Raw genomic sequence first — 15,250 nt, forward strand, 5'->3', positions numbered from 1 at the left:
ACTGTTGGGTCGCTGAGCCCCATCGCAAAGTTTAGCGACAATGGCGCTGCGTTCAGGGAACCTAGCACCACCCAACCGTACCTGCATCCAGGTAAAGGCCATTTCCGCATCGATGTGGCGAGAAAGCCACAGACAGGGATGGCAAATACGTCACAACCCGGCCAGGGCTGCCGCTTCATCCAGGCCGGCGAGACTGCCGAGCGGCAGCAGACGATTGGCATGGCCGAGTTTCCGGCCTGGGCGAGCCTCTGACTTGCCGTACCAATGCGGGACGATATCGTTTGTTTCCAGCAATTTGGGCCAGAGCGCCAAGCCGGACGGACCGACCAGGTTGCGCATGACGGCATCGTGATGCCGGGTCGGCGCCGCCAAAGGCAGGCCGGCGACTGCCCGGATATGCTGCTCGAATTGACCGGCAGCACAGGCGTCCATGGTCCAATGGCCGGAGTTGTGCGGCCGTGGCGCGATCTCGTTGCCCAGCAGGCGGCCATCGGGCAGCACGAAAAGCTCCAGCGCCAGCACGCCGACCAGCTCCAGCGCGGCCGCCACGGCGGCAGCATGGCGCTGTGCTGCCGCCGCCACGGGCTGCGGCAGCCGGGCCGGGGCGAAGCTGAGGTCGAGGATGTGGTCGTGGTGGCGATTCTCCACCGCGTCATAGACGGCGACAGTGCCATCCAGGCTGCGCGCCGCGATCGCCGAGACTTCCGCGACGAAGGGGACGAAAGCCTCCAGGATCAATGGCTTGGGCGCCAGCCGGGCGAAGGCGGCGGTGGCCTCCGCGGCGGTGCGAACCACCGCCTGGCCGCGACCGTCGTAGCCCAGGCGGGTGGTCTTCAGCACCGCCGGCAGGCCGATGGCAGCGATCGCCAGGGCCAGGCCCGCCTCGTCCTCCACCGCGCGCCAGGGCGCGACCGGAACCCCGGCCGATTCGAGGAAGGCTTTCTCGACCAGTCGGTCCTGGCAGACCCGCAGCACCTCGACTCCAGGGCGGCAGGGGGCCAGCGGGGCGAGGGTGGCGAGGGTTTCGGCCGGGACATTCTCGAATTCGAAGGTCACGACGTCGACCGCGGCAGCGAAGCGAGCCAGCGCCGCAGCATCCTCATAGGGGGCGACGGTGGCGGCGGCGGCGACCTGCATGCCGGGGCTATCGGCGTCCGGCGCATAGACGTGGCAGCGATAGCCGAGCCGGGCCGCGGCCATGGCGGACATCCGCCCGAGCTGGCCGCCGCCGAGGATACCGATGGTGCCGCCGTGGCGGAGCGGGCCGTTCATGCCGCCGGATCCTGTGGCAATTCGGGCACGCCTTCGGTCTGCGCCGCCCGCCAGGCATCCAGCCGGGCCGCCAGCGCAGCATCGCCCAGGGCGAGGATTGCGGCGGCCAGCAAGCCGGCATTGATCGCCCCGGCCTTGCCGATGGCCAGCGTCCCGACCGGGATGCCGCCCGGCATCTGGGCGATGGACAGCAGGCTATCCATGCCCTTCAGCGCATGGCTTTCGACCGGCACGCCCAGCACCGGCAGCGGCGTCATCGCGGCGGCCATGCCCGGCAGATGCGCGGCGCCGCCGGCCCCGGCGATGATGACCTTCAATCCGCGCCCACGGGCCGCGGTGGCATAGGCGAACAGCCGTTCCGGCGTCCGGTGGGCGGAGACGACCCGCGCCTCATGCGGAATACCGAGCTTGCCGAGCACCTCGACCGCATGGCGCATGGTGTCCCAGTCCGAGCGGCTGCCCATGATGACGCCGACCAGCGGCGCCGCCTCCTCGATCGTCACGCGCTTTGGCCCCTCAGGCGATGATGTCGGGGACGAGGCGGCCTTCCAGCCAGGAGATCTCGTCCTTCAGCTTCAGCTTGCGCTTCTTCAGGCGCTGGACCTGCAACTGGTCGGCCAGGCTGGTGGATAGCCGGGCAATCACCGTATCGAGGTCGCGATGTTCGCTCCGCATCTCGTGCAGGCGGCGCAGCAGGCTGTCTCGGTCATCCAGCATCGTGATGCGGGCTCGGCCTGATGAAGGTTTGACGAAAAAGGAAAGGGTGCATCCGGGGCACCATCGCCATTAGCATGAGAGAGCGCGGGCGCAACAGCAGGGCGCGTCCGAATGGCTGATACGTCCGCGCCGAACGACGGAAAGGAGATGCCCGCATGATGAACTCGCCAAGGCTCCGGTCCCTGGAAGACAAGCACGCGGTCCTGGAACGCCAGATCGGCGCCCAGGACGCCCGCCCGAAACCGGATGACCTGGAACTGGCGCGGCTGAAGCGGGAGAAATTGCGGCTGCGCGAGGAGATCGAGCGGCTGCGCCGGCCGAGCTGACCGGCCGGGCCTGGGCCGATCCGGCTCAGGCAGCGCTCTCTTCGGAGTAGTCCGGCGGCGGAGCGCTGCCGGGCTTCTCGCCGGCGGCGATCAGCGCGGCATTCAGGTCCGACTGGCTGCAGAGGCCGAGGATCACCGGGTCGCGCGGCTTGATGTTCGCGCTGTTCCAATGGGTGCGGTCGCGCACCTTGGCGATGGTTTCCTTGGTGGTGCCAAGCAGCTTGCCCACCGCCACGTCCGAAAGGTTGGGATGGTTGCGGATGAGCCAGGCGATGGCATCCGGCCGGTCGTTCCGCTTGGAAACGGGGGTATAGCGGGCGCCCTTGCCGCGGGCCTTGGGTGCCGGCAGGGTCGAGGTCTGGATATTCAGCCGAAGCGCCGGATCGGCCTCGCAGCGGATGATCTCCTCCCGCGTCAGCTGCCCGTTCAGCACCGGATCGTAGCCGATGATGCCCTGGGCGACCTCGCCATCGGCGATGGCCTGGACTTCCAGGGGATGCATGCCGACGAAATCGGCGACCTGCTCGAAGGTGAGGGATGTCTTGTCGATCAGCCACACCGCGGTGGCCTTGGGCATCAACGGCTGGGTCATGGGATGCAACCTATCTGAGCGGTGCCAATTGCCTGGTGCCAATTGGATGGCGCCCCGGGACGTCCAGGGGCGCCCACCGCGGCTTGGGGTGGCATATAGAGGCGGCATTGGGCGGGGTCAAAGCCCGCGATATGGGAGAATTAGCCGAATGATCGAGGAGGAAAGCCCGAAGCCCATCGTCGGTTTCGCTCCGGCCGCATTGGATAGCTGGGGCATCGCCGAGTTGCGGCGTTACATCGCCAGCTTGCAGGCCGAAATCGCCCGGGCCGAAACGGCGATCAAGGCGCGGGAAGCCCATCGCGGCGCTGCCGATGCCTTCTTCCGCCAACCCTGAGACGCACGAAAAAAGGCCGGCGGGATGTCTCCCGCCGGCCTCATTCATGCGCCCATCAGCTTAGGCTCAGGCAGCCTGAGCCTGTGGTGCCTCGGCCTGCGGGGCCTCGACCTGGGCCTGGACCCGGCTCGGCAGGCCCGGCTGCACCGGGATGCGGCGCGGCTTCAGCGCTTCCGGCACCACCCGCTTCAGGGTGAGCTGGAGCAGCCCGTGCTCGAGGTTCGCACCATCGACCACGATATGGTCGGCAAGCGCGAAGCGACGCTCGAAGGCGCGGCCGGCGATCCCGCGATGCAGGAAGCTGCCGGCATTGGCGGCACCATTGGTGGCCTGGGGCGCCCGGCCGGAGACGGTCAGCACATTGTCCTGCGCGACGATCTCGAGGTCATCCGGGCCGAAGCCGGCAATCGCCAGGGTCAGGACATAGCTGTCCTCGGCGGTCTTCTCGATGTTGTAGGGGGGGTAGCCCTGGGGCTCCGCGGATGCGCGCGCTGTCTCGAGCGTGCGGGCCAGCCGGTCGAAGCCGATGGCGGTGCGGAACAGCGGGGAGAAATCAAGCGTGTTCATAGGCGGAACCTCCTTGAAGGGAAGCAAGGTCCAATAAAGCCAGCGATCCTGGGATGTTGCGGCCCCATCAGGGCACCGCGGCGAAACCTCGGACCGCGTCAGGAGCCCCGTTCGGGCGCCCCTGACAGAGAGTGAAATTAGAAAACGCCGCCCCCCGATCAAGGGAGGCGGCGCCAAAAAAATCTGCCGCAGCGAGCGGGGCCGGAAGGCTACTTCTTCCGCATGCCCAGGCCGGCGAACTTCTTGTTGAACTTGGCCACCTGCCCGCCGGTGTCCATGACGCGCTGCACGCCGGTCCAGGCCGGATGCGACTTCGGGTCGATATCGAGCCGGATGGTGTCGCCCGGCTTGCCGTAGCAGGAACGCGTGGCGTACGTCGTCCCGTCGGTCATGATCACGGTGATATCGTGGTAGTCGGGGTGAATATCGGGCTTCATGGCGCGCTCACGGGATATGGCGCAGCCGATACCGACCGGCCGCGGGGAAGGGGGCGTATAGGGGATGGTGGGGCGGGGCGCAACCTCAGCGCCGGCCTCGCCCGCCGCCGCGGCCATGGCCGAAGCTGCGGCCGCCATGGAAGCCGCCGCGGCCGATGAAGCCGCCGCGATAGCCGCCCCAATGACCGCCCCGGTAGCCGCCGCCCCACCAGCCGCCGCGGCGGACCCCGAAGCCCAGGCCGATCGCCGGTCCGCCGGCATACCAGGGATAGGGATCGTAGAAGCCCACCGGCGGCGCCACCCAGGGCTGCTCCTCCGGGCCCCAGGGCGGGCCGTGTTCCGCTTCATGCGCGGCCAGCACGGCCGGATCCGGCAGGGTGGTGCGCGGCTGGGCGGCGCAGCCGGCCAGCAAGGCGCCGAGCGCCGCCAGCCGCAGCCAGGTTCCCGAGGGCTTCATCCCCCTCATATAGGGAGGCCCTCAGCCAGGCGCTATTTCCCCGCGTTCGATGACGAAGGTCGCCTCGACGAGGGGACGCAGCAATTCGGGGTTGCTCTCGGTGATGAGGATGGCGACGTCCGGCAGCGCCTCGTGCAACCGCTTCAGCGCCTCGGCGTAGCGCTGGGCGAGGACCGGGGCGAGGCCCTGGAAGGGCTCGTCCAGCAGCACCGCCCGGGTGCCGACCATCAGCGCCCGGCCGAGCGCCACCATCTTGCCCTGGCCGCCCGAAAGGCCCGCGGCGCGGCGGGGGGCGAGGTCGCGCAGCTCCGGCAGCAGGGCGAAGACGGCGTCCAGCCGCCGGGCGGTCTCGGCCGCCGGCAGCTTCAGCACCTGGGCCGGCAGCACCATGTTCTCCCGCACCGAGAAGCTGCCGAAGAGGCGGCGCTCCTCCGGCGCATAGCCGATCCCGAGCCGGGCGCGGTGATGCGCCGGGACGCCGGTGGCATCGGTGCCGTCGATGGCGACGGCCCCGGCCCGGGTCGGCAGCAGGCCCATGAGGGTGCGCAGCGCGGTGGTCTTGCCGGCGCCGTTGCGGCCGATGAGGGCCACCCGGCCGCCGGGCGGTACGCGGAGGGAGACGTCGCGCAGCACTCGGATGCCGGCGATGTCGACGGAAACGCCCTTCAGCTCAAGCATGGGCGGAGATCCCGATCACGTCCCGCTGCACGACGGGGTCGGCCAGCACCTGGGCCGGTGGGCCGAGCGCGGCGATCCGTCCCTGGCTCCAGACCGCGACGCGGTCGGCGAAGCGGGCGACCACGTCCATGTCGTGCTCGACGAAGACGGCGGTGACGCCGGACTGGCGGAGGACGCGGACCAGGGTCTCGACGATCTGCATCTTCTCCGCCGCGGCGACGCCGCTGGTCGGCTCGTCCATCAGCAGCAGGCGGGGCTGCAGGGCGACCGCCATGGCGATATCGGCCAGCTTGCGGGCGCCCTCGTTCAGCGCATCGGCGCGGGTCTCGGCCACGCCCTCCAGGCCGAAGCGCTGCAGTAGGTCCATCGCCTCCTCCCGCCAGGCGGGGCGGAGCAGGGGAGCGAGGGGCGACCAGAGGCCGAGGCGGGAGGCGACGGCGAGTGCGGCATTCTCCAGCACCGTATGCTCGGTGAAGAGCTGCGGCAGCTGGAAGCTGCGGCCGATGCCGCGCCGGACGATGGCGCGGGGCTTGAGGCCGAGGATCGGCTGGCCATCGAATTCGATGCGGCCGGCCTGTGGCTGCAGGTAGCCGGTCGACATGTTGATGAAGGTGGTCTTGCCGGCGCCGTTCGGCCCGATGATGGCGAGGAACTCGCCGGGCATGACATCGAGGTCGATGCCATCGGCCGCCTTCACGCCGCCGAAGGCCAGTCGCAGGCCCTTGGCCGAGAGCAGAGGGGTGCTCATGCGCCGCGCCCCTTCAGCCTGCTCGACAGGATTCCCCAGACCCCGCCCGGGGCAAACAGGATCACCAGCAGCAGCACCCCGCCCAGGATCATCTGCCAGGCATCGGCGACCGCCGCCGCGGCATAGACCCGCACCAGCTCGAAGGCCGTGGCGCCGAGGAAGGGACCGAGCGCGCTGCCGGCACCGCCGAGGATGGCGATGAAGACCAGCTCGCCCGAGGAGGTCCAATAGGCGAGCTGCGGCGTCACGTGCCGCGTCGTCATCGAGACCAGGGCGCCGCCGACGCCACCCATCAGCGCCGAGAGCACATAGGCGAACAGCAGCACCAGCCGGGCCGAGACGCCCATGAATTCCAGCCGCGTCTCCCGCGTCTTGATCCCAGCCAGCGCCCGGCCCATCGGGGAGCCAAGATAGGCCCGGACCAGCAGGCCGAAGCCGATGGCCAGCGCCAGGGCGATGCCGAACATCACCCATTCCTGCACCTCCCGCTCCAGCCGCATGCCGGCGAAGGTCAGGGTGGCGACGCGGATGCCGTCGGTGCCGTGGGTGATGGAATAGAGCTTCTCCAGCAGGGAATAGATGACCATGCTGAGCGCCAGGTTGAGCATGCCGAAGAAGATGTCGCGGTAGCGCACCACGAACAGGCCGATGACCAGGCCAAGAGCGGTGGCCAGCAGCGCCGCCAGCGGCAGCAGCAGCAGCACCTCGGGCACGCTGGGTGCCACGAAGGCGACGGTATAGGCGCCGACCGCGAGGAACATGGCATGGCCGAAGCTGACCTGCCCGGCACGGAGCAAAAGCAGGATCCCCAGGACCGCGATGCCCTTGGCCAGCGCGACAGTGAGGACGAACTTCAGCCAGGGAACCGCCCAGGCACAAAGGACGAGGGCGAGGGCGCCGACGATCGCCAACAGTGTCTCGCGCTTCATACCCGGCGAGTCTCCAGCACGCCGAACAGACCCTGCGGCCGCACCAGCAGCACCGCGACCATGATGATATAGGGCACCACCACCTCGAACTCCGGGGCGAAATAGACGGCGATGCTGCGGCCGAGGCCGATCATCAGGGAGGTCAGCGCCGCTCCCTCGATCTGCCCGAGGCCCGCGGTCGCCACCACCGCAAAGGAGAGCACGATGGTGCTGGCGCCGACGCCCGGCACCAGCGAGGTGGTTGGCGAGGCCAGCGCCCCACCCAGCGCGGCGAGGCCGGCGCCGAAGCTGAAGGTCAGCAGCATGATCTTCGCCGCGTCGATCCCCATCGCCGTCGCCGCCTCCTTGTCGGTGGTGACGGCGACGATGACCCGCCCCGTCAGCGTCCGCCGCAGGAACCAGGCGAGCGCCGCGAGCGTCGCCACCGCCACGCCCGGCAGGACGAACAGCTGGTAGGCGGTGAAGGGGATGAAATCGTCACCGAAGGGGATGTCGACCGTGCCGAGGAACTTCATCGGCGCGTCCTGCATGATGGGCTGTACGCCCCAGATCAGCTTCTGCACGTCTTCCAGGATCATGAAGAGGGCGAAGGTGACCAGGAGCTGCAGCACATCCTCATGCCCGTAGATCCGCCGCAGCAGCAGGCGCTCAATCAGCGGGCCGAGGACGGCGCCGACCAGCAGCGCCGAGAGCACCAGGGCAACATAGCCCGCCCAGGCCGGCAGCCCGAGCGAGGCGAGGAAGATGCCGATCGAGGCCGCGGTATAGGCCCCGATCGCAAACAGGCTGCCATGCGCCACGTTGACGATGCGCAGCACGCCGAACACCAGGTTCAGCCCGACGGCCACCATGAAGACCAGCGCCGCATAGGCCAGCCCATCGAGCAGGGCGAGGCCGAGCAGCAGGCCGTTGTCGCTGAACCAGTCCATCATGGTGCTGGGATCAGCCGGCCATCGGCGCGGGGACCTGGGAGACGAAGTCCGGCTTCAGGGTCTTCAGCCAATCCGTGCTCTTCTGCCCGACCGGGGCGCTGACCATGGCCGCCGGGAACAGAATCATGTCCTTCGGCACGGCGAAGGGGTACTTGTCGTTGAAGCTGCTGAGCCCGACGATCTGGTCCTCGAGGCCCTGGCCATCCTCGCGCAGGGTGATGGAGGAGGTCGGGGTGTCGAAGGTCAGGCCGCGGAAGGCATTGGCCAGTTCCTGGTCGTTCGGCCAGCCGCCGGCGCCCTTGGCCGCGATCGCCTTGGCGAAGCCGGCCTGCATGGCGGAGATGGCCTGCGCCATGTGGTGGCAGGGGTAGATCGGGTATTCGTTGTACTTGGCCCGGTAGGCATCGACGAAGCGCTTCAGCCGGGCCGGGTCCTTCGGTGCCGGGTGGTTGTTCCAGTGGTCGCCGCGGGCGCCGATGATATGCCCGGCGGGCATGGTGCGGCCGAGCGTCGGCAGCGAGGCCTCGGCGATCGGCATGACGAAGGTCGAGCGCTCGAACAGCCGCCGCTCGGTCGATTGCCGGATCAGCGTGGTGAGGTCGCCGCCCCAGGAGGTGGAGAGGATGACGTCAGGCCGCGCAGCCAGCAGCCGGGTGACTTCGGTGCTGTAGTCGGTGGCGCCGAAGCGGGGGAACATCTCCGCCACCACGCGGACGCCGGGCTTCATCGCATCCATGCCCGCCTTCCACAGCTCCCAGCTGTCACGGCCCCAGGCGTAGTCCTGGTTAATGACGGCCAGCGTCCGGAAGTCCGGCTTGTGCTTCAGCAGATAGAGCAGCGGGGCAAGGACTTCCGGCGTGCCGTAGCCCTGGGTGCGGAAGGCGTAGGGGTGCGGGCCTTCCTCGAAGATGCGCTGGGTGCCGCAATCCCACAGCAGCGTGGTCTTCTTCATCTCATCGGAGAGCGGCGTGCAGGCGAGGCAGGAGCCGGAGGAGATAGAGGCGAAGATGATCTGGCAGCCCTCGTTCTGCACGAGGCGGCGGTATTCGCCGACCAGATGGTCGGTCCCGGGTGCCTCGTCCACGAAGAAGGGGCGCACCGGGATGCCGCCGATGCCGCCCGCCTTGTTCAGTTCCTCGAACAGCAGCTCCGCCGCCTGCTTCGCCGGCACGCCGAAGACGCTGGCGGGGCCGGAGAGGAAGGTGGTGATGCCGACCCGCAGCTCGGTGGGCTTCGCCTGGGCGCGCGCATTGCCCCCGGCGAACAGCAGCGCACCGGAGGTGGCGGCGGCGCCGAGCATGGCGGCGCGGCGGGTGACGGCTTCGGTCATGGACGTTCCTCTCCTGGCCCCGGTGTCATCCCGGGATTGCGGGGGGCATCCTGCCGGGGCGGAGCCAGGGAGGGAAGGGGGGGACGGCTAGTCGTTGCTTTTCCCGATATTCCAGTAGACCGGCACCGGCGCATCCAGGATGCCCTGCAGCCGGGCGGAATAGCCCCGCACCAGGCTGAACTGGCCGAGCGGGACATAGGGCACGCTGGCCAGTGCCCGGGCGTGATAGGCGGCCGCGGCGGTGCGCCGGGTGTCGGCCTCGGGCGTGGCCAGGAAGGCGTCACGCAGCTTCTCCATCTCCGCATCGCAGGGCCAGCCCGGCAGGCCGGTGCGTTCGCAGGCGGAGCGCATGGCATTGTGCCCGGCCGGGTCCATGGCATCGAGGCCCGAGGGCGCCGAGACGAAGAGGTTCCAGCCCTGCGGCCCCGGCGTGCGGGAAAGACGGCGCTGCACCAGGGTCGCCCAGTCCATCGCCTGGATATCCACCTTGATTCCCGCCTGCTGCAGCAGGTCGGCGGAGACCATGGCGAGGCTGTGGCTGATGGTGCTGTCCTGCGCATCCAGCACCACGACGGGCGTGCCGTCGTAGCCGCTGGCGGCGACCAGCCGTCGGGCTTCGGCGAGGTCCGGTGTCACCCAGCCGGCGCTGGTATGGTGCGGGCTGCCGCAGACATAGAAGGACCGGCAGTCGCGCCACAGCGTCGGGTCCGGCAGATAGGCGGGCAGCACCTTGGCCGGGTCCACCAGATGCAGCATGGCTTGGCGCAGGCGCGGGTTGTCGAAGGGCGGCACCGCCTGGTTCATGCGGAAGATCGGCTGCACGCCGACATTGTCCTGCCCGCCGAGACGTAGCGTCCGGGTACGGCGCACGACCGGGAAGAGGTCGGGCGGGAGTTCCTCGAAGATGTCGATCTCGCCGGCGACCAGGGCGTTCAGCGCGGTCTGGGCATCCGGCAGATAGACCCATTCGACGCGCTCGATGCCGGCGCGCTTGCCGCCGGCCAGCCCATCCGGCGGCTCGGCGCGCGGCACGTAATCGGCGTTGCGGCGATAGATGACGCGGTCGCCGGCGCGCCAATCCTCCCGCCGCAGCGTGAATGGGCCGGAGCCGGTGGGATCGGTGATCGGCGTCGCGGGCGGCGTTGCCGCGACGCGGGCCGGCATGATGAAGGCGGGCTGGCCGGAGGGCTTGGCGAGCGCTTCGAGCATCAGGCCAAAGGGGGCGCGGAGGGTGATGCGGAAGGCACCCGGTGCCGTCGGTTCCAGCGCGGTGGCGAGGCCCATGAGCTGCTGGCCGAGCCCGTCCCGCACCGCCCAGCGCTTCAGGCTGGCGATGACATCCTCGGCGGTGACCGCGGCGCCGTCGTGGAAGCGCAGCCCCTCCCGGAGGGTGAAGTCCCAGGTGAGGCCATCCGGGGCGGTGGTCCAGCGCGCCACCATCTGCGGCCGCGGCTGAAGCTTCGAATCGAGGGCAAAGAGCGTGTCGTAGACCATGTAGCCATGGTTGCGGGCCATGTATTCGGGGCTGATGAAGGGGTCGAGCGAGCGCAGGTCGCCGAAGAGCTTCACCCGCAGGGTATTGGGGTCGCCACGGCCCTGGGCGGCGGCATCGGGGGTCGGCAGCAGCAGCGCGGCTGCCACCAGGGCGGCGAAAGGACGCAGCATGGGTTCCTCCACTGTTTTCGTTGCGGCGAGGATGCCCTAGCCTCCGCCCGGTGAATATCCTCTCGATTCAGTCCTGGGTGGCCTATGGCCATGTGGGCAATGCCAGCGCCGTCTTTCCGCTGCAGCGGCTCGGCGCCGAGGTCTGGGCGGTCAATACCGTCCAATTCTCCAACCATCTCGGCTATGGCGGCTTCCGCGGCCAGGTCTTCCCGGCATCCCTGATCCGCGACTGCGTGCAGGGGATCGAGGAGCGCGGCGTGCTGCCGGGCTGCGATGCGGTGCTGTCCGGCTATATCGGCGATGCCGAGACCGGGGCGGCGGTGCTGGAGGCGGTGGCGCGGGTGAAGGCTGCCAATCCGCGGGCATTGTACTGCTGCGACCCGGTGATCGGCGACAATGGCCGCGTCTATGTCCGCCCCGGCATCGCCGAGCTGATGCGCGATGAAGCCCTGCCGCTGGCCGATCTCGCCACGCCCAACCAATTCGAGCTGGAATGGCTGACCGGCACCACGATCGGCACCCTGGCGGCGGCCAAGGCCGCGGTCACCGCGCTGCAGGCGCGCGGGCCGCGCTGCGTGATGGTGACCAGCCTGCGGACCGCCGAGACGCCGGAGGATGCGATGGACCTGCTGGCCGGGGAGGGTGGCCGTTTCTGGCGGTTGCGGACGCCGCGGCTGGCGCAATCCTTCAACGGCGCCGGGGATGCGATTGCCGCGCTGTTCCTGTTCCACCGGCTGGGCGGCGATGCGGCAGGCGCCATGGCGGCGGCGGCGTCTTCCATCCACGGGCTGCTGCAGCGGACGGTGGCGGCGGGATCGCGGGAGCTGCTGACGGTCGCGGCGCAGGAGGAATTCGTCAGCCCGAGCACGCGGTTCCTGGCCGAGCCGGTCTAGCCTGTCGTTCAGCCGTGATAGTCGCGATGGTGCCGGCGGAAGCGCTGGGCAGTCTGCTTGCGGCGCCGGTGCTGAACCGAACCGGAGCTGGGATCGTTGCCGGTACCGGGGCCACGGCCGAGCCGTATGGGATACCGTATTGGTCACCTCCACCTCGCAGGCCATCGTGCCGTCGCTGCTGGCGCGACTGCCCTTCGATCCTGCAGGCGATTGATCCGCTCCTACATCGCCTTTGCTGCCTCTACTCGATTTGCCGGCCTGGTCTGCAGGTGCGGGTTGATCGTGCCGTCAGGATGCGCGATCAGACTGTCATGTCCCTACACCGGCGTACCCAATCGCACGCAGCCACTTCTTCTCGTGCCGCATATCGCTGCCGATCCCTGGCGTTGCCGGTGGTCGCCATGCTCGCCTTGCCGGGATGCCAGGCGCTTTTGACCGAGGCCACGTCCGCCACGGCCGGCATCGGCGGCGCCAGCGTTGCCGATGCCGTCGGCGCGAATGCCGCAACCACCACCGGCATCGGACTTGGCGTGCAGGCGCTCGGCCGCGCCGGGCTGCAATATGCCCAGCGCGTAACGCATAAGGCCGCGCAGGACCGCATCGCCGCCACGGCCGGGCCGCTGCCGGTCGGCAGCATCGGCGAATGGGCCACCGACCACAGGATTCCTGTCGAGCCGAACGAACGCGGCCAGGTCACCGTCAGCCGGGTGATCAGCACCGGCGCCCTGGAGTGCAAAGAGATCGTGTTCTCGGTGGACAGCGGCCAGGGAGAGCGGCTCAAACGCGGCTTCTTCCTTGCCGCGGTCTGCCGCGACGGCGACGCCTGGAAATGGGCTTCGGCGGAACCCGCCACCGAGCGTTGGGGTTCCTTGCAATGAGGTGGACCGTGGCGGCGGTCCTGGCAGCGGCGGCGACGCTGGCCGGCTGCAGTTCCGTCGGCGGCATCGTGGGCGCGGTGACCGGTACCGCGGCGGCGGTGGGATCCGGCAATCCTGCGGTTGGCGCAGCGGTTGGCGTCGGCACCCGGGCGGCCGCCGACTATGGCATTCGCTACGCGTCGCGGCGCTGGCATCGCACGGAGCAGGATGCGCTGGCCACGGCAGTGGGCACGATGACGGTGGGCGAGGCCCGTCCCTGGGAGGTCCGCCACGCCCTGCCTTTCGGAAATGCGCAGGGCGAGGTGAGGGTACTGCGTGCCATCGCCACGCCGCTGGCGGAGTGCAAGGAAGTCCTGTTCTCCGTGGTGTCGGGCGAGGCGACGGAGGCGACGCGGCAGTGGTTCGTCACCAGCGCCTGCCGCCAAACCGAGGGATGGAAATGGGCTGCTGCCGAACCGGCGACAGAACGTTGGGGTAGCTTGCATTAGAAGCTCTGCGCAGCCCGGTCGCAGGACGAAGGGGATCCGGGCCAGGCATCATTCGCGCTTCGGGTTGCTGGACCGAAACCGAAACTACGGCACTCGGCCGATGCAGGCCCGTTCATCTCCCGCACCCCTATGCCCCGTGCAGCGGTTCATTGCCTGCATCTCGAGAGGCGACGGGGAGCGGTTGAGAGAGGTCGACAACTTCCGGAATTAGCCTCTTCCGGATTCATTCCTGCCTAAAGCGGGGCGTCCTAGTTTTGGCCAAGCCTGAGAAGTGGCAGCAATGGGACCAGCGCGGCCAATGCCACTGGCAGGGACCAATATTCCATATTGATCCAGAACAGCTTGTGGCGGCGCCGGAACACGAACCGTTGCTGGGTCTTCGGATCAATGAGTTCCCGCTCTGCCGAGCCATTCAGTCTCCGCCCAATGATCCAGTTCGCTGCTGCTGCGGCAAACAACCCGACGCTGAATGCAATGAAAGCCAGGTCGGGACGGCCAAGCGCCGTGAGGATCAATTGCAGGATGGCACCCACGACAACGGCGGTTCCCACCACGATAGGCAGAGCCAGAATTCCCCAGCCGGACCAGATTACAAACACGCGCCGTGTCTCCAACTACCCTAAGACGATTGCACTGCCGACTTTGGCGGTGTTGCACCATGCCTACGAAAATTGCCACCCTTCGGCCTTTGCCGATGCAGCACCTCGCCAGAACAGCCTTGCTGACTGTCCGACAGCCTGCCAGAGAATCCTGTCGTGCCTCCACACACCATGGATAGGGATCCGCGATATCGCCTGGATCGAGCGAGATCATCCTATGGAATTGGAAGCCCTCTCTCGGCATCGCGCCGGCCTGCAGGCTCGAAGCTTTCGAAACGCGCCGGTAGTGCCTGCACCTCCCGTACGACGGCCCGGATCGCGCCCATGTCCGCGTCGTGTGGAAAGGGAATGACCACCGTGTCTACCAGGCCGCCGAAACGTGTCGCGATCCTTTCCGCGATCACGTCATAAGGGCCGATCGCGGCAAAGAGGTGCAGGACCTCGTCCGGAATCAGAGCCGACATCTCCTGGAACTCGTTGCGCCGCGCCATGACCGACAGGCGCATGCCGAGTTCGCCAAGGCCATGCTGATCCAGAACCGTACGGTAGGCAGGCGTGGAGGCATACCAGGCGACACGGGCACGAATTCGCTCCGCCTCCTGCTTGACCGCTTCGGCATTCGGTCCGGTTGCGATGAAGCCGCCGCCGCTCACTTCAAATCGCTCGCGCGCCATGCCGACCTCGGCAAGATGCCTGGCGATCGTCGGTTCCACCTGGTGTTCCAGATAGGCGCGTGTGGCGAAGCTGTGCAGCCGGACGCCGTCACAGAGCCGCGCAGCCGTGCGCAGCATCAAGGGCCCGACGGCGGCGAGGGTCACGGGCGGCATCGGCAGGTGATTGGGACCGGGCGAGAAGCCCTCGTTCATCAGGCTGAAGCGGTAGTGCTCGCCGGCGTAATCGAGCGGGCCGCCGGTTTCCCAGCAGTGCCAGATCGCCCGCAACGCCTGCACGTACTCCCCCATGCGCGCCGCCGGCGCGACCCAGGGCACGCTGAAGCGGCGTTCGTTATGCGCGCGCACCTGCGTGCCGAGCCCGAGCACGAAGCGCCCGCTGCTGTGGCGCGCCAGTTCCCAGCTCATGCTGGCCACGATCATCGGGCTGCGCGGGAAGGCGATGGCAACGCTCGTCGCCAGCTCGATCCGCGACGTGGCGAGCCCGGCGAAGGCGAGGGGCGTGAAGGGCTCGTGCTTGTTCTCGTTCGTCGTGACGAGATCGATTCCCGCGGCTTCGGCAGCGGCGGCGACGGGACCGCAGCGGCGCCAGTCCTCGACCGGCAGGTTGATGCCAACGCGCATGCGAGTCCTCCTTGCTTGGCCGCCACGCTGCGGCAGGCGCAGCCTAGCGGCTTCCCCGCCAGCGCCAAGTCCGCCCCGCTGCATTGGACAGCGCATTGCGGAGACGCCAGACT

At 68.7% G+C, this 15,250-nt stretch carries 20 protein-coding genes; 5 read left to right on the plus strand and 15 right to left on the minus strand.

Annotated features, from left to right (window positions below; translation table 11 throughout):
• Positions 1 to 150 precede the first annotated feature (150 nt).
• The 3 genes from AC0IW9_RS10685 to AC0IW9_RS10695 are packed head-to-tail and all read right to left on the minus strand — an operon-like array spanning position 151 to position 1,989.
• A complete protein-coding gene (locus tag AC0IW9_RS10685; RefSeq protein ID WP_471648221.1) occupies positions 151 to 1,272 on the minus strand; it encodes a 5-(carboxyamino)imidazole ribonucleotide synthase in 1,122 nt (373 codons plus the stop codon).
• Positions 1,269 to 1,736, minus strand: a complete 468-nt coding sequence (gene purE / locus AC0IW9_RS10690; protein ID WP_471648325.1) for a 5-(carboxyamino)imidazole ribonucleotide mutase — start codon at positions 1,734 to 1,736, stop codon at positions 1,269 to 1,271. The genes AC0IW9_RS10685 and purE overlap by 4 nt, the downstream gene beginning before the upstream one ends.
• Positions 1,737 to 1,788: 52 nt before the next feature.
• A complete protein-coding gene (locus AC0IW9_RS10695) occupies positions 1,789 to 1,989 on the minus strand; it encodes a YdcH family protein (protein WP_290318176.1) in 201 nt (66 codons plus the stop codon).
• A gap of 155 nt (positions 1,990 to 2,144) precedes the next feature.
• Here AC0IW9_RS10695 and AC0IW9_RS10700 point away from each other — a divergent pair, with 155 nt between their 5' ends.
• Positions 2,145 to 2,315 (plus strand): YdcH family protein, encoded by a 171-nt coding sequence (locus tag AC0IW9_RS10700; protein WP_471648222.1) that lies wholly within the window; start codon positions 2,145 to 2,147, stop codon positions 2,313 to 2,315.
• Between the two features lie 25 nt (positions 2,316 to 2,340).
• On the opposite strand, the gene AC0IW9_RS10705 is transcribed toward AC0IW9_RS10700, so the two are convergent.
• Positions 2,341 to 2,907: a DUF1013 domain-containing protein gene (locus AC0IW9_RS10705; RefSeq protein WP_471648223.1), complete on the minus strand. Its 567-nt coding sequence runs from the start codon at positions 2,905 to 2,907 to the stop codon at positions 2,341 to 2,343.
• Positions 2,908 to 3,055: 148 nt separating this feature from the next.
• Between AC0IW9_RS10705 and AC0IW9_RS10710 the strand changes: the two genes are divergently transcribed.
• Complete coding sequence (locus tag AC0IW9_RS10710) at positions 3,056 to 3,241, plus strand: DUF1192 domain-containing protein (RefSeq protein WP_471648224.1); 186 nt, start codon at positions 3,056 to 3,058, stop codon at positions 3,239 to 3,241.
• A gap of 66 nt (positions 3,242 to 3,307) precedes the next feature.
• Here AC0IW9_RS10710 and AC0IW9_RS10715 read toward each other — a convergent pair whose 3' ends face one another.
• From AC0IW9_RS10715 to AC0IW9_RS10755, 9 genes are all read right to left on the minus strand, one after another.
• Positions 3,308 to 3,808, minus strand: a complete 501-nt coding sequence (locus AC0IW9_RS10715) for an Hsp20 family protein (RefSeq protein WP_471648225.1) — start codon at positions 3,806 to 3,808, stop codon at positions 3,308 to 3,310.
• Between the two features lie 209 nt (positions 3,809 to 4,017).
• Positions 4,018 to 4,245 carry a 50S ribosomal protein L31 gene (gene rpmE / locus AC0IW9_RS10720; protein WP_471648326.1) on the minus strand — a complete coding sequence of 76 codons (228 nt, stop codon included), beginning with the start codon at positions 4,243 to 4,245 and terminating at the stop codon, positions 4,018 to 4,020.
• A gap of 85 nt (positions 4,246 to 4,330) precedes the next feature.
• Complete coding sequence (locus AC0IW9_RS10725) at positions 4,331 to 4,702, minus strand: hypothetical protein (RefSeq protein WP_471648226.1); 372 nt, start codon at positions 4,700 to 4,702, stop codon at positions 4,331 to 4,333.
• A gap of 21 nt (positions 4,703 to 4,723) precedes the next feature.
• Positions 4,724 to 5,380 (minus strand): ABC transporter ATP-binding protein, encoded by a 657-nt coding sequence (locus tag AC0IW9_RS10730; protein WP_471648227.1) that lies wholly within the window; start codon positions 5,378 to 5,380, stop codon positions 4,724 to 4,726.
• Positions 5,373 to 6,128 carry an ABC transporter ATP-binding protein gene (locus AC0IW9_RS10735; RefSeq protein WP_471648228.1) on the minus strand — a complete coding sequence of 252 codons (756 nt, stop codon included), beginning with the start codon at positions 6,126 to 6,128 and terminating at the stop codon, positions 5,373 to 5,375. The genes AC0IW9_RS10730 and AC0IW9_RS10735 overlap by 8 nt, the downstream gene beginning before the upstream one ends.
• Positions 6,125 to 7,057 (minus strand): branched-chain amino acid ABC transporter permease, encoded by a 933-nt coding sequence (locus AC0IW9_RS10740; RefSeq protein WP_471648229.1) that lies wholly within the window; start codon positions 7,055 to 7,057, stop codon positions 6,125 to 6,127. The genes AC0IW9_RS10735 and AC0IW9_RS10740 overlap by 4 nt, the downstream gene beginning before the upstream one ends.
• Complete coding sequence (locus AC0IW9_RS10745) at positions 7,054 to 7,989, minus strand: branched-chain amino acid ABC transporter permease (RefSeq protein ID WP_471648230.1); 936 nt, start codon at positions 7,987 to 7,989, stop codon at positions 7,054 to 7,056. The genes AC0IW9_RS10740 and AC0IW9_RS10745 overlap by 4 nt, the downstream gene beginning before the upstream one ends.
• Before the next feature lie 10 nt (positions 7,990 to 7,999).
• On the minus strand, positions 8,000 to 9,319 hold the full coding sequence (locus AC0IW9_RS10750; protein ID WP_471648231.1) for an ABC transporter substrate-binding protein: 1,320 nt from the start codon (positions 9,317 to 9,319) through the stop codon (positions 8,000 to 8,002).
• Between the two features lie 87 nt (positions 9,320 to 9,406).
• Positions 9,407 to 10,984, minus strand: a complete 1,578-nt coding sequence (locus AC0IW9_RS10755; RefSeq protein ID WP_471648232.1) for an ABC transporter substrate-binding protein — start codon at positions 10,982 to 10,984, stop codon at positions 9,407 to 9,409.
• Positions 10,985 to 11,034: 50 nt separating this feature from the next.
• On the opposite strand from AC0IW9_RS10755, the gene pdxY reads away from it, so the two are divergent.
• From pdxY to AC0IW9_RS10770, 3 genes are all read left to right on the plus strand, one after another.
• Positions 11,035 to 11,877: a pyridoxal kinase PdxY gene (gene pdxY, locus AC0IW9_RS10760; RefSeq protein ID WP_471648233.1), complete on the plus strand. Its 843-nt coding sequence runs from the start codon at positions 11,035 to 11,037 to the stop codon at positions 11,875 to 11,877.
• Between the two features lie 401 nt (positions 11,878 to 12,278).
• On the plus strand, positions 12,279 to 12,755 hold the full coding sequence (locus AC0IW9_RS10765) for a hypothetical protein (protein WP_471648234.1): 477 nt from the start codon (positions 12,279 to 12,281) through the stop codon (positions 12,753 to 12,755).
• Between the two features lie 8 nt (positions 12,756 to 12,763).
• The gene (locus AC0IW9_RS10770) at positions 12,764 to 13,243 is read left to right on the plus strand and encodes a hypothetical protein (protein WP_471648235.1); all 480 of its coding nucleotides are present in this window, start codon (positions 12,764 to 12,766) and stop codon (positions 13,241 to 13,243) included.
• A gap of 248 nt (positions 13,244 to 13,491) precedes the next feature.
• On the opposite strand, the gene AC0IW9_RS10775 is transcribed toward AC0IW9_RS10770, so the two are convergent.
• Together AC0IW9_RS10775 and AC0IW9_RS10780 are read right to left on the minus strand one after the other, a co-directional pair.
• On the minus strand, positions 13,492 to 13,842 hold the full coding sequence (locus AC0IW9_RS10775; RefSeq protein ID WP_471648236.1) for a hypothetical protein: 351 nt from the start codon (positions 13,840 to 13,842) through the stop codon (positions 13,492 to 13,494).
• A gap of 215 nt (positions 13,843 to 14,057) precedes the next feature.
• Positions 14,058 to 15,137 (minus strand): TIGR03617 family F420-dependent LLM class oxidoreductase, encoded by a 1,080-nt coding sequence (locus AC0IW9_RS10780; RefSeq protein ID WP_471648237.1) that lies wholly within the window; start codon positions 15,135 to 15,137, stop codon positions 14,058 to 14,060.
• Between the last annotated feature and the right edge of the window lie 113 nt (positions 15,138 to 15,250).

Source organism: Belnapia sp. AC561, from assembly GCF_979252845.1.

What these genes read in the sequence shown, in the direction of transcription:
- AC0IW9_RS10685 (WP_471648221.1), bottom strand. Translation starts at nt 1,272, where the DNA reads ATGAACGGCCCGCTCCGCCACGGCGGCACCATCGGTATCCTCGGCGGC.
- purE (WP_471648325.1), bottom strand. Translation starts at nt 1,736, where the DNA reads ATGGGCAGCCGCTCGGACTGGGACACCATGCGCCATGCGGTCGAGGTG.
- AC0IW9_RS10695 (WP_290318176.1), bottom strand. Translation starts at nt 1,989, where the DNA reads ATGCTGGATGACCGAGACAGCCTGCTGCGCCGCCTGCACGAGATGCGG.
- AC0IW9_RS10700 (WP_471648222.1), top strand. Translation starts at nt 2,145, where the DNA reads ATGATGAACTCGCCAAGGCTCCGGTCCCTGGAAGACAAGCACGCGGTC.
- AC0IW9_RS10705 (WP_471648223.1), bottom strand. Translation starts at nt 2,907, where the DNA reads ATGACCCAGCCGTTGATGCCCAAGGCCACCGCGGTGTGGCTGATCGAC.
- AC0IW9_RS10710 (WP_471648224.1), top strand. Translation starts at nt 3,056, where the DNA reads ATGATCGAGGAGGAAAGCCCGAAGCCCATCGTCGGTTTCGCTCCGGCC.
- AC0IW9_RS10715 (WP_471648225.1), bottom strand. Translation starts at nt 3,808, where the DNA reads ATGAACACGCTTGATTTCTCCCCGCTGTTCCGCACCGCCATCGGCTTC.
- rpmE (WP_471648326.1), bottom strand. Translation starts at nt 4,245, where the DNA reads ATGAAGCCCGATATTCACCCCGACTACCACGATATCACCGTGATCATG.
- AC0IW9_RS10725 (WP_471648226.1), bottom strand. Translation starts at nt 4,702, where the DNA reads ATGAAGCCCTCGGGAACCTGGCTGCGGCTGGCGGCGCTCGGCGCCTTG.
- AC0IW9_RS10730 (WP_471648227.1), bottom strand. Translation starts at nt 5,380, where the DNA reads ATGCTTGAGCTGAAGGGCGTTTCCGTCGACATCGCCGGCATCCGAGTG.
- AC0IW9_RS10735 (WP_471648228.1), bottom strand. Translation starts at nt 6,128, where the DNA reads ATGAGCACCCCTCTGCTCTCGGCCAAGGGCCTGCGACTGGCCTTCGGC.
- AC0IW9_RS10740 (WP_471648229.1), bottom strand. Translation starts at nt 7,057, where the DNA reads ATGAAGCGCGAGACACTGTTGGCGATCGTCGGCGCCCTCGCCCTCGTC.
- AC0IW9_RS10745 (WP_471648230.1), bottom strand. Translation starts at nt 7,989, where the DNA reads ATGATGGACTGGTTCAGCGACAACGGCCTGCTGCTCGGCCTCGCCCTG.
- AC0IW9_RS10750 (WP_471648231.1), bottom strand. Translation starts at nt 9,319, where the DNA reads ATGACCGAAGCCGTCACCCGCCGCGCCGCCATGCTCGGCGCCGCCGCC.
- AC0IW9_RS10755 (WP_471648232.1), bottom strand. Translation starts at nt 10,984, where the DNA reads ATGCTGCGTCCTTTCGCCGCCCTGGTGGCAGCCGCGCTGCTGCTGCCG.
- AC0IW9_RS10765 (WP_471648234.1), top strand. Translation starts at nt 12,279, where the DNA reads ATGCTCGCCTTGCCGGGATGCCAGGCGCTTTTGACCGAGGCCACGTCC.
- AC0IW9_RS10780 (WP_471648237.1), bottom strand. Translation starts at nt 15,137, where the DNA reads ATGCGCGTTGGCATCAACCTGCCGGTCGAGGACTGGCGCCGCTGCGGT.